Source organism: Kluyvera intermedia (genome assembly GCF_034424175.1).
Classification (GTDB): Bacteria; Pseudomonadota; Gammaproteobacteria; order Enterobacterales; family Enterobacteriaceae; genus Kluyvera; species Kluyvera intermedia.
Genome location: NZ_CP139986.1, coordinates 2,379,342 through 2,391,274 on the forward strand (window position 1 = coordinate 2,379,342; position 11,933 = coordinate 2,391,274).

Below are 11,933 nucleotides of genomic sequence, written 5' to 3' on the forward strand. Positions count from 1 at the left end.
TGTCGCTGTTCATTTTTTATGTCAGTTTGCCTAAAAGCATATAGAGGGTTGGTGGGACATGCACGAGATTGATTTTTATATGGTTGATGCCTTTAGCCGCGACGCTTTTGGCGGTAATGCGGCGGCCGTTTGTCTTCTTAATGACTGGTTACCTGATGAGATGCTGCTTAAAATGGCGCGTCAGCATAATCAATCAGAAACGGCTTTTATGGTGAAGCAGCAAAGCGGCTTTGCGCTGCGCTGGTTCACCACCCAAAACGAAGTCAATCTCTGCGGTCATGCCACGCTTGCCAGTGCGCATGTTGTGTTTAACCATCTTGACTACCCGGATGCTCGTATCCATTTCGACACCCTCTCCGGGCGTCTCACCGTCACGCGGGCCGGCGAATGGATGACGCTGGATTTTCCTGCCTGTGATACGAAAGCCGCGACGCCACCGCCGGAAATGTTGCAGGCGTTGGGCATTAACCATTATCTCAGTGCGCATAAAGGTCGCGCATGGGTCATTGAGCTGGAAAACCGTCAACAGGTTGAAGCGCTGGCGCCGAATATCGGTGCCATGACGCCTGGCGAACATAAAGTTTCGATCACCGCTAAGGGGGATGGTGAGTATGATTTTGTCAGCCGATTCTTCTCACCGGGTGAAGCCGTCTGGGAAGATCCGGTCACCGGCTCCGCGCATACCATGCTCATCCCATACTGGGGGGCGAAACTGGGTAAAACACAGATGCTGGCGCGGCAGGTATCAGCGCGCGGCGGCGATATTCGCTGTGAATGGGTGGGTGATAGGGTGCTGATGAGCGGGACGGCGAGAACCTATTTGCAGGGGAAAGCGCGGCTGGGATAATCCGGAAGCAGGGCTGCATCTGGTTTAGGTGTCGCCGACAGTCGTATAAGCGCTGCTACGGCAGCAGCGTAATATTGTTTTTGATAACCTCAACGGAATGGGCGAACTTCTCACGTTCCTCAGGCGCTAGCTGCAACTCAATGACCTGCTGAACGCCATTTTGCGCCAGTACCGCGGGCACGCCAATAGCCACACCCTCGACACCGTACTCCCCGTCCAGAATGCAGGAGATCGCCAGCGCCCGATGACTGCCGGTGAAAATATTGCGGCAGATTTCGGCGATGGTGCCCGCAATACCGTACTCGGTACAACCTTTGCCCGCATAAATCTCAAACCCAAGTTTACGAACCTGGTCGGCCATTGCCTGACGGTCAAGACGTTTCCCTGTGCGGTGTTGATAAACCTGCTCGATGGGCGAACCGTATACCGAAGAGTGTGACCACACCGGGAACTGGCTGTCGCCGTGTTCGCCAAGAATAAAAGCATCGATGCTCTGAGCGCCAATATCCAGTTCCTGCGCTAGGGTACGACGAAGACGTGTGGTATCAAGCCACACGCCGGTACCGATGACCTGGTGACGTGGTAGGCCAGAAAGCTGCCAAACCTGCCAGGTGATAATATCGCAGGGGTTAGTGGCTATCAGGAAAATCCCGTTAAACCCGCCGGCCATCATCTGCGGCACGATGCTGTGAACAATGTTGGCAGTGCTTTTCAGCTCATCAAGGCGAGTTTGACCGGGTTTGAGCGCGCCTCCGGAAACGGTGATGACAGCAATATCGACGTCCGCACAGTCGCTCGCCTCGCGGCAGGAGATGTTTATCATACCAGGCATATAGGCTGCGGGATCGCTCAGATCCTGAGCGTGGGCCTGTGCGCGCGTCGTATTCAGATCGACCAGGATCAACTCTTCACAAATCGTCTGGTTTAACAACGCATAGGCAGCCGACGCGCCGACATTACCGGCACCGATTATCATCACTTTTCGAGCTTTGGTGTTCATGCTGATTCCAATTAATGGGCAAAAAACTGCTGATAAAGTTACTCGTTAACAAGGTGTTATCGCAAGAGATTGCCCATATTATAAGTTAATGCTATGAGACAACACGTCGGGGAATACTCGAGTTGATTAATTTCCACTGAGCGGGAACTGCCAATGCATTTATGATGAAACCGCTTGTTCATCGAGCAGTGCGATAAATGCTTCCAGTTGTCGGCTCATTGCCCCGCGACGCCATACCAGCCAGGTGGTTAACCAGCGCCATTGCTCCGCCAGCGGCCATGCACGAACCTGATGATGTCCGGGCATACTTTCCAGCATACTGCGCGGAATCAGCGCCAGACCGGCACCGGCGACCACACAGGCGAGCATGCCATGATAAGACTCCATTTCGTGGATCCGCCCAGGGGTGGCTTTATCCGCATGGAACCAGCTTTCGAAATGACGACGATAAGAGCAATTGGCGCGAAAGGCGTAAATGCTCGCGCCATTCACCTCGCTCGCGCGGGTAATAGGTGGGTGTCCAAGCGCTGCGACAATCATCATCTCCTCCGGATAGACCGGCATACCGTCAAGCCCCGGGTGCACGACCGGCCCGTCAACGAAAGCCGCGCTAAGTCTACCTTCCAGCACGTCATCGGTCATGGTGCCGGATGGCCCGGTGGCTAAATCAAACTGGATGCGCGGGTAGAGCTGGTTATAGCGTGCCAGGGTCTGTGGAATACGGACGGCAGCGGTACTTTCCAGCGCGCCGAGTGAAAACAATCCCTGCGGCTCATCACCGGCGACGACCATTCGGGCTTCATCAACGAGGGCCAGGATCTGCTGGCTATAACGCAGAAAGCTATGTCCAGCGGGCGAAAGACGCAGGCGCTGGTTCTCGCGGATAAACAGATCGACGCCGAGATCGGCTTCAAGCTTGCGGATGCGTGTCGTCAGATTTGAGGGGACACGATGCACTATCTGCGCCGCTTGCGTAATACTGCCCGTCTGGGCGACAGCGTTAAACATTTCCAGTTGCGTTAAATCCATGTCTTTCTCATATCGTGAATGGTTCGGTTAATATTATTCAGTTTTCATAAACGAAAGAATAGGCCAGGATGATATCACTGCGCAATCGACAAGAGAGAAAGTCTATGAACTTACCTGCAACCCATGCCAACTCTATTAATCCTGCTAACGGTGAAACGATCGCTTCGTTGCCGTGGGCGACGACCGCAGAAGTTGATGCAGCCATGGTGCTGGCACAAAGCGGTTATCGTCAGTGGCGCAAAACCGCGGTGACGCAACGTGCCGACGCGCTGCGTGCTATAGGTCGTGTGCTGCGGGAGCGGGCTGAAGAGATGGCGCAATGCATCACTCGCGAAATGGGAAAACCAATTAATCAGGCGCGCGGGGAAGTGACCAAATCAGCCAATCTGTGCGACTGGTATGCGCAACACGGCCCCCAAATGCTGGCGACTGAAGCGACTCAGGTTGAAAATAATCAGGCGGTTATTGAATACCGTCCACTTGGCCCCGTGCTGGCGATAATGCCGTGGAACTTTCCGTTGTGGCAGGTGCTGCGTGGTGCGGTGCCCATTATGCTGGCGGGTAACAGCTATATTCTCAAACATGCGCCGAACGTGATGGGCTGCGCGACGTTGATTGGCGATATCATCACTCAGGCAGGTATTCCGGCGGGTATCTTTAACGTAGTGAATGCCACCAATGAGAGTGTTTCGCAGATGATCGACGATCCGCGTATTGCGGCGGTGACCGTCACCGGCAGCGTGCGCGCCGGGAAGGCGATTGGTGCTCAGGCCGGTGCCGCGCTGAAGAAATGTGTGCTGGAACTCGGTGGCTCCGATCCGTTTATCGTCCTTAACGATGCAGATATCGAGATGGCGGTTCAGGCGGCGGTTACCGGACGTTATCAGAATACCGGGCAGGTTTGCGCCGCCGCCAAGCGTTTTATCGTGGAAGCGGGCATTGCCGAACAGTTTACCGCCAGGTTTGTCGCGGCGACTGCTGCGCTGAAAATGGGGGATCCTCGTGATGAAGCAAACTATCTGGGGCCGATGGCGCGTTTTGATTTGCGCGACGAATTGCACGGTCAGGTGATGGCGACGGTCAATGAAGGCGCTACCTTACTGTTAGGCGGAGAGATGCATAGCGGTGAGGGTAATTATTATCCGGCGACCGTGCTGGCGAATGTGACGCCTGAAATGACGGCATTCCGCCAGGAAATGTTTGGCCCGGTGGCGGCAATTAGCGTTGCTCGTGATGCAGAGCACGCCTTAGCGCTTGCTAATGATAGCGAGTTTGGTCTGTCTGCGACGGTCTTTACTGCCAACAATGAACAGGCTCAACGTTTTGCCGATGAGCTGGAGTGTGGCGGTGTGTTCATTAACGGCTACAGCGCTAGCGATGCCCGAGTGGCGTTTGGTGGCGTGAAGAAGAGTGGGTTTGGTCGAGAATTATCGCATTTCGGCCTGCGTGAGTTCTGTAATGTACAGACAGTGTGGAAAGATCGTCACTAAGCAAAACACCTGGCCGCTGCGCTCTGCTATAATCCCAGGCCGAAAATGCCTGTGGGCAAGGAGTGTAAGTGGCTACGGTTATCAATAATGCCATGCTGGCGTCGATTCTTAACGACGTCCGACCGTTGATTGGGCAAGGTAAAGTGGCGGACTATATTCCGGCGCTGGCCTGCATCAGCGGCAATAAATTAGGGATCGCTATCAGCACCGTGGACGGCCAGCATTTTTGCGCTGGCGACGCCCAGGAACGATTCTCGATTCAGTCAATCTCAAAAGTCCTGAGTCTGGTGGTGGCGATGAACCACTATCAGGCTGAGGAAATCTGGTCACGAGTCGGGAAAGATCCTTCCGGTCAGCCGTTTAATTCTCTTTTGCAATTAGAAATTGAACAGGGCATTCCGCGTAACCCGTTTATCAATGCCGGGGCGCTGGTGGTCTGTGACATGCTGCAAGGGCGATTAAGCGCGCCGCGTCAGCGAATGCTGGAGATCGTGCGTAAACTCAGCGGCGTAGATGATGTTGGTTATGATCTCGCGGTGGCGCGTTCTGAATTTGAACATTCGGCGCGTAATGCGGCGATTGCCTGGCTGATGAAATCTTTTGGTAATTTTCATCACGATGTCGCTACCGTACTGCAAAACTATTTCCATTACTGCGCGCTAAAGATGAACTGCGTAGAGTTAGCGCAGACTTTCTTGTTCCTGGCGAATCAAGGTCGGGCAGCTCATCTTGATAACCCCGTGATTTCGCCGATGCAGACACGACAAGTCAATGCGCTGATGGCGACCAGTGGGATGTATCAGAATGCTGGGGAGTTTGCCTGGCGCGTGGGTCTGCCCGCGAAATCGGGTGTCGGCGGTGGCGTGGTGGCCATTGTGCCACATGAAATGGCTATTGCCGTGTGGAGTCCGGAACTTGATGACACCGGGAACTCGCTTGCTGGCGTCGCGGTGCTTGAGAAACTTACGCAACAAATAGGACGTTCAGTCTACTGATGGACACTCTGGAAGGTGTATTTTTACGTTTGCAGCGCTCCCCATTTCGCAGCCGGTTTCGGCTTGGCGTGAAAGAGCGGCAATACTGCCTGGATAAAGGGGCTGAGGTGATTGACCGACATGCGGCGGATTTCGTTGCCGGTCGTCTGGCCCCGGCGTTACCTGTTAATGATGGGAAACAAACACCTATGCGCGGACACCCGGTGTTTATTGCTCAGCATGCCACGGCGACGTGTTGTCGCGGCTGTCTGGCCAAATGGCATCATATCCCGCAAGGGGAAGCGTTGAGTGAGGCACAGCAGCAGTATATCGTGCGTGTGATCCATCACTGGCTGGTTATCCAGATGAACCAAAAGGTTTAGGTATAATCTGAAAAACTATCTATTTTGATAGCTTGCCGAGACTGTCGCCTCTGAATATGATATGGCGGGCGACGTATCGGAATAAATTGTGTTATGAATGGTTTTGGCAAACTAATTGCGAATAATGGGGTGGCGGGAACCCGGTTTGTCAGACGAATGTATCTGATGCGGATCCTCGGCACCTTTCTGTGTTTCCTGCCTATCTTTTCTGTCCTTGTTGAGCGTCAGCAGCCGCTTTTTTTAATGATACTGCTCGGCGTTAATGCGTTTATCTGGCCTACAGTGGCTTTCCTGCGTGCTCGTCGTGCGCCGATCCCCCGGCAGGTTGAAGAACAAAATCTCCTCATTGATGCGGCAGTCGGTGGCTTCTGGATTGCGATGATGGCATGCAACCCACTGCCGTCGGTGACGATCGCGACGATCCTTCTGACGGATAGGCTATCGGCGGGCGGTATGCCGCTGATGCGTAAGGCCGCGGGCATGCTGCTGGCAGGCTTTGCCGTGAGCTGGGCGTTGACCGGTATGCCATTTGAAGCCTTTGTTTCTCAGCGCACCATGCTGGCAACGTTACCGCTTATTTCGGTCTATGTGCTGGCGCTGAGCCTGCTGACCGACAATATTGCCGTGAAACTGCGTATCAAAAGTCAGGAGCTTGAGCGAATCGCCATGTTAGATCCGCTGCTGGACATCGCCAATCGGCGCTTACTTGAGCAACGCATAGACTGGGAACTTATTCGCCTTAAGCAACATTGCGGACATTCACTCCTGATGTTTATCGATCTGGATAATTTCAAAGAGGTCAACGATCGGTTTGGCCACAAAGTGGGTGATGTCATGCTCAAAACGGTTTCACAAATTATGCAGATGGCGACCCGCCCAACGGATACGCCTGCGAGATTAGGTGGTGATGAGTTCGTGATCCTGCTTCCTGATACTTCACTGGAAGAGGGGCGCTCTATTGCCCAGCGTATTATGGATGCCACCGCCGTGGTTATCGAACGACCGGATATTCAGCAGACCTTGACGCTCAGTATTGGCATTGCGAACGCACAACCAGAAATGTTTGAAGTGGCTGATTGGCTTTCTGCTGCGGATAGCGCGCTGTATGAAGCCAAGCGTCGCGGTAAAAATCAAATCTTTGCCCATTGAGGCATAAGAAAACACAATGATTAAGTCAGTTGTGTTATCAAATAGTTAAAGTGATAGTGGTCTCTTCAATCTCTGGAGAGCAAGATGAGCGCATCCTTTACCCTACATACTTTTTCCGATGCCGATATTCTGGCAAATCTTGATGCCTTAGCTGATGTATTAAGCAACTGTGTAAATGGCGGTGCATCAGTGAGCTTTATGCTGCCATTTTCAACTGAGTCCGCATTAGCATTCTGGCGACGTACGGCACAAAGCGTTGCGCGCGATGAGCGGGTGGTGCTGGTGGCAAAAGATGCCGGGCAGCGGGTCGTTGGCACGGTGCAACTGATTACCGATCAGCCTGAAAACCAACCGCATCGCGCCGATGTCGCCAAGCTGTTGGTACATGAATGTGCTCGCCGCAGCGGTATTGCTCGGGCGCTGATGCAGCGCTTAGAAGAGGTGGCCTCAGATGCACATAAAACGGTATTGGTGCTGGATACCGCAACCGGAAGCGGGGCTGAACATTTCTATCAGCAGTGTGGCTGGCAGAAAGTGGGAGAGGTGCCACGTTATGCGTTAATGCCGGATGGCGCGTTAACGGCGACCTCCATTTTTTACAAATTTTTATAGACTCGCTATTTATTGTCGCACTCTTGATCAAAACACGGTTTCATAAGCGGAAAATCTGATAAGTTATTAGACCAATTTAGCAGGTTGTATGACTAATCCAGAAAGGAACCCATTGTGAAAACACTGAACCGCCATGATTTCCCCGGTGCCCAATACCCTGAACGCATTATTCAGTTTGGCGAAGGCAACTTCCTGCGCGCCTTTGTTGATTGGCAGATCGATCTGCTCAACGAGAATACCGATCTCAATTCCGGTGTGGTCATCGTGCGTCCAATCGCAAGCGACTTCCCGCCGTCACTCAGCACTCAGGATGGTTTGTACACGACGATCATTCGTGGCCTGAATGAGAAGGGTGAAGCAGTGAGCGATGCGCGCCTGATCCGTTCAGTAAACCGTGAAATCAGTGCATACAGTGATTACGCTGAGTTCCTGAAGCTGGCACACAATCCAGAGATGCGTTTTGTCTTCTCGAATACCACCGAAGCAGGTATCAGCTACCATGCCGGTGACAAATTCGACGATGCTCCGGCGGTAAGCTATCCGGCAAAATTGACCCGTCTGCTGTTTGAGCGTTTTAGCCACTTCAACGGTGCGAAAGATAAAGGCTGGGTGATCATCCCTTGCGAGTTGATTGACTACAACGGTGAAGCGCTGCACGAACTGGTGATTCGCTACGCGACAGAGTGGGCGTTACCGGCAGAATTCATGACCTGGTTGAATGAATCTAACGCCTTCTGTTCAACGCTGGTGGACCGTATCGTGACCGGTTATCCGCGCGATGAAGCGGCAAATCTTGAAGCTGAACTGGGCTATAAAGATGGTTTCCTCGATACCGCAGAACACTTCTATCTGTTTGTTATTCAGGGGCCAAAATCACTGGCAAGCGAGCTGCGTCTGGATAAATTAGCGCTTAACGTGCTGATTGTTGACGACATCAAACCGTATAAAGAACGTAAAGTGGCCATCCTTAATGGCGCCCATACCGCTCTGGTTCCGGTGGCGTTTCAGGCCGGGATTGATACTGTCGGCGAAGCGATGAATGACGCTGAGATTTGCGCCTTTGTTGAGAAAGCGATCTATCAGGAAATCATTCCGGTATTGGATCTGCCAAAAGACGAGCTGGAATCGTTTGCCAGCGCAGTAACAGGGCGTTTCCGTAACCCGTATATCAAGCACCAATTGCTCTCTATCTCTCTGAACGGGATGACCAAATTCCGTACCCGTATTCTGCCGCAATTGCTGGCAGGGCAGAAGGCGAGCGGCAAACTGCCTGCCCGTTTGACATTTGCACTGGCAGCGCTGATTGCTTTCTATCGCGGCGAGCGTGACGGTGAGTCCTACCCGGTACAAGATGATGCGCACTGGATTGAGCGCTTCCAGCGGTTGTGGTCTCAGCATCATGACAACGTCATCAGCACCACCGAACTGGTAAAAGACGTTCTGGGTGTGAGCGAACATTGGGAACAAGATCTTACACAGGTTTCGAGATTGGTCGAACAGGTTTCTGCTGACCTCGACGCTATTTTGGTTAATGGCATGCGTAAAGCCGTACAACCTCTGTGTTAATCGTCATATTTTAATGTTGAACCCGGCCCCGGCCGGGTTTGTTGTTTCAGCGCAGTGAGATACTCATTCCACAAACCACATCGTGCTCTTTATTAGTTACAACATCCATAATATGTATTGTGGTTATCCCAATGAAACCTCGTGCAAATACGCGTAGTCTGGCATTAAAGAGGGGCCTGAAGTGTATCACCAGCTCGCTAGCCGTGCTTGAATACATGATGAAGATCACGTTTAATACACAACTCGTTAACCAGATTGAAAAAAACATGATCGTTCGTCCTCACCAACATTGGTTGGCCCGCATTTTTGTATGGCACGGCTCCGTACTGCCGAAGATTTTCTCCCGCTTATTGCTCAATTTCCTGCTATCGATAGTGGTCATTTTGATCCTGCCCTGGTATTCATCACTGGGTTTTAAACTTACCGTTGCGCCATTCAGTATTCTTGGTGTGGCTATCGCTATTTTCCTCGGTTTTCGCAACAATGCATGTTATTCGCGCTATGTAGAAGCAAGGCAGTTGTGGGGGCAATTGATGATTGCTTCGCGTTCGTTACTGCGGGAAGTCAAAAATACGCTGCATAATGATACGCATCTTAATGAGTTTGTGGATCTGCAAATCGCCTTTGCCCATTGCCTGCGGCTGACCCTTCGTCGTCAGCCAACGCGCGCGGTGATGGCAAAGTACCTTTCTGAAGAGCACTTGGCTCAGGTAATGGCGGCGCAATCGCCGGCTAACCGTATTTTGTTAATCATGGGCGACTGGCTGGCGGAGAGAAGACGGGCAGGGGAACTGTCGGATATTTTGTATCACAGCTTGAACATCCGTCTTAACGACATGTCCATCGTGCTGGCAGGGTGTGAACGTATTGCCAATACACCGGTGCCATTTGCCTACTCGCTGATACTGCATCGTACCGTTTATCTATTTTGCATCATGTTACCGTTTGCCCTGGTGGTCGATTTGCATTACATGACGCCGTTTATCTCGGTATTGATTTCGTACACCTTTATTTCGCTGGATACGCTGGCAGAAGAACTTGAAGAACCTTTCGGTCTGGAAAATAATGACTTACCGCTGGATGCTATCTGTAATGCCATCGAGATTGATTTGCTACAAATGAATGATGCGCCGCAGATTCCCACCCGCATTACCGTCGATAAGTACTACCAACTCAGCTAAGAGGTGTCACGTGACCGTAAAATTTCGTTCCCTGGATAAACAAGATAAGACGCAATGGTTGTCATTGTGGAAAGGATATAACGACTTTTACGGTAGTGAATTAGCCGACGAGGTGACGGAGTATACCTGGACGCGGCTGCTTGACCCGGCTTCATCCATGTTTTGTCGTGTCGCTGTGCTGGACGGTACGGTGGTCGGTTTTGCGCATTGCGTGCTGCATGAAGGAACCTGGGTCACCTCACAGATGTGTTATCTGGAAGATCTGTTCGTTGACCCTGCCTGGCGTGGCAAAGGGATCGCCCGTCAGCTCATACAATTCGTGCTAAATGAAGCTAAAGAACAAGGATGGTCTCGTTTCTACTGGCATACTCGTATTCATAACCCGGCGCGTAAGCTTTATGATGAATTTGTCGCAGCCGATGATTTCGTAAGATACTGTGTTAGTCTTTAAGCGCTAACGCAGAATAAATCATTAAGGTTTTCCGTGTTTAATGGTTTTACCGACATAGGGAGAATCAAAATGGAAAAGAGAATCGAAACGGCCGTTAATATTATTGTCTTCATTTCGCTGTTTGCGACCGCCTGGGATTTATCACTGGTACGTGCTTTCAATTGGTAAGCATCAGGTTAGGCGCAGATGACTGCTGCGCCTTTAAGCTGACCTTCAATCCTCGCGTCATCAACGACTTTTAGGCCTATTATCCACAGGGTTGCGCACCGTTTCTGTGGATAACATTTCAGGAATCCACGCTCATCATTCCCTGAAACGTTCGGCGCCATTCAAGTGGGCTAACGCCGAATTTCTCGCGAAAGGTCTGTCGAAAGGTGATGGCGGACTGAAATCCTGACTCTTGTGCAACCCGTTCTATCGAGAGTGAACTCGTTTCCAGTAATGCCTGACTACGGCGTAACCGCTCGGTGGTTATCCATTCGCCTATCGTTAAGCCGGTAGCCTTGTAAAAATGGCGGGTCAGCGTTCGGCGACTCATGGCGGTTCGTGTCGCCAGTGATTCAATGCTGTGCGGCTGGTGTAAATTTAGCTGGAGATATTCCAATAACGAGTTGATGCGGTTATCACTGGTGCTGTGCGGCACGACGTGTTCAATGTATTGCGCCTGACCGCCTTCGCGGTAGGGCGGCGTCACCATCCGCCGGGCTACCTGATTCGCCATTTTTGCACCGAAACGTTTGCGAATAACATACAGGCAGCAGTCCAGCGCCGCAGCCGTACCGGCCGATGTAATCAGACCACCGTCATCGGTATAAAGTACATTGAGGTCAAGGCTGACCTTAGGAAAAAGCTGCTGGAAGGCTTTCTCATATTCCCAGTGCGTAACTGCCCGGCGGTTGTCCAGTACGCCGGCGTAAGCCAGCGCAAAAGTGCCCAAACAAAGTCCAACCAGGGTTGCGCCATTTTCGCGAGAGCTGACCAAAGCCTTCAGCAGGGCCGGTGATGGTTTTTCGTCCACTTGCCGCCAGAAGGGCACAATGACAATATCGCACTGGGCTAGCGTGGTAAAATCGTGGGTTGCCTGAACAGCTGTTCCTTCCTTTGACCACACCAGCCCCGGTTTTTCCGCACAGATGTAGCGCGTAAATTTCAGCTGTTCGTTGGCGGTATCACCAAATAAAATCAACGGCACAGAGAAGTGAAAAGTGCTGAATCCTTCGCTGGCGACGATCGCAACGGTAGTAGACATAG

12 protein-coding genes are annotated in these 11,933 nt (G+C 52.0%); 9 read left to right on the forward strand and 3 right to left on the reverse strand.

The features are described 5' to 3' along the window. Nucleotides 1–58 precede the first annotated feature (58 nt). Nucleotides 59–847: a PhzF family phenazine biosynthesis protein gene (locus U0026_RS11505; protein ID WP_062773655.1), complete on the forward strand. Its 789-nt coding sequence runs from the start codon at nucleotides 59–61 to the stop codon at nucleotides 845–847. 55 nt (nucleotides 848–902) lie between these two features. On the opposite strand, the gene U0026_RS11510 is transcribed toward U0026_RS11505, so the two are convergent. Then, complete coding sequence (locus U0026_RS11510) at nucleotides 903–1,847, reverse strand: L-lactate dehydrogenase (protein ID WP_062773652.1); 945 nt, start codon at nucleotides 1,845–1,847, stop codon at nucleotides 903–905. A 159-nt stretch (nucleotides 1,848–2,006) separates the two neighbouring features. Next, nucleotides 2,007–2,876, reverse strand: a complete 870-nt coding sequence (gene ptrR, locus U0026_RS11515) for a putrescine utilization regulator PtrR (RefSeq protein WP_062773649.1) — start codon at nucleotides 2,874–2,876, stop codon at nucleotides 2,007–2,009. A gap of 104 nt (nucleotides 2,877–2,980) precedes the next feature. Between ptrR and sad the strand changes: the two genes are divergently transcribed. The 8 genes from sad (at nucleotide 2,981) to U0026_RS11555 (ending at nucleotide 10,682) form a co-directional block, all read left to right on the forward strand. Further along, entirely contained in the window at nucleotides 2,981–4,366 is a 1,386-nt protein-coding gene (gene sad / locus U0026_RS11520; RefSeq protein ID WP_062773646.1) for a succinate-semialdehyde dehydrogenase, read from the forward strand. A 92-nt stretch (nucleotides 4,367–4,458) separates the two neighbouring features. Continuing rightward, complete coding sequence (gene glsB, locus U0026_RS11525; RefSeq protein WP_407658309.1) at nucleotides 4,459–5,361, forward strand: glutaminase B; 903 nt, start codon at nucleotides 4,459–4,461, stop codon at nucleotides 5,359–5,361. Beyond that, nucleotides 5,361–5,723, forward strand: a complete 363-nt coding sequence (locus U0026_RS11530) for a DUF4186 domain-containing protein (RefSeq protein WP_062773640.1) — start codon at nucleotides 5,361–5,363, stop codon at nucleotides 5,721–5,723. The genes glsB and U0026_RS11530 overlap by 1 nt, the downstream gene beginning before the upstream one ends. Before the next feature lie 156 nt (nucleotides 5,724–5,879). Beyond that, nucleotides 5,880–6,872: a sensor domain-containing diguanylate cyclase gene (locus U0026_RS11535; RefSeq protein ID WP_062773637.1), complete on the forward strand. Its 993-nt coding sequence runs from the start codon at nucleotides 5,880–5,882 to the stop codon at nucleotides 6,870–6,872. Between the two features lie 84 nt (nucleotides 6,873–6,956). Continuing rightward, complete coding sequence (locus tag U0026_RS11540) at nucleotides 6,957–7,484, forward strand: GNAT family N-acetyltransferase (protein WP_062773634.1); 528 nt, start codon at nucleotides 6,957–6,959, stop codon at nucleotides 7,482–7,484. A 114-nt stretch (nucleotides 7,485–7,598) separates the two neighbouring features. After that, nucleotides 7,599–9,050 carry a tagaturonate reductase gene (locus U0026_RS11545; RefSeq protein WP_062773631.1) on the forward strand — a complete coding sequence of 484 codons (1,452 nt, stop codon included), beginning with the start codon at nucleotides 7,599–7,601 and terminating at the stop codon, nucleotides 9,048–9,050. Nucleotides 9,051–9,316: 266 nt separating this feature from the next. Next, on the forward strand, nucleotides 9,317–10,231 hold the full coding sequence (locus U0026_RS11550) for a bestrophin family protein (protein ID WP_062773765.1): 915 nt from the start codon (nucleotides 9,317–9,319) through the stop codon (nucleotides 10,229–10,231). Nucleotides 10,232–10,241: 10 nt separating this feature from the next. Next, the gene (locus tag U0026_RS11555) at nucleotides 10,242–10,682 is read left to right on the forward strand and encodes a GNAT family N-acetyltransferase (RefSeq protein ID WP_062773629.1); all 441 of its coding nucleotides are present in this window, start codon (nucleotides 10,242–10,244) and stop codon (nucleotides 10,680–10,682) included. A gap of 286 nt (nucleotides 10,683–10,968) precedes the next feature. Here the strand turns inward: U0026_RS11555 and U0026_RS11560 are convergent, their stop codons facing one another. Next, the gene (locus tag U0026_RS11560) at nucleotides 10,969–11,931 is read right to left on the reverse strand and encodes a GlxA family transcriptional regulator (RefSeq protein WP_062773627.1); all 963 of its coding nucleotides are present in this window, start codon (nucleotides 11,929–11,931) and stop codon (nucleotides 10,969–10,971) included. Between the last annotated feature and the right edge of the window lie 2 nt (nucleotides 11,932–11,933).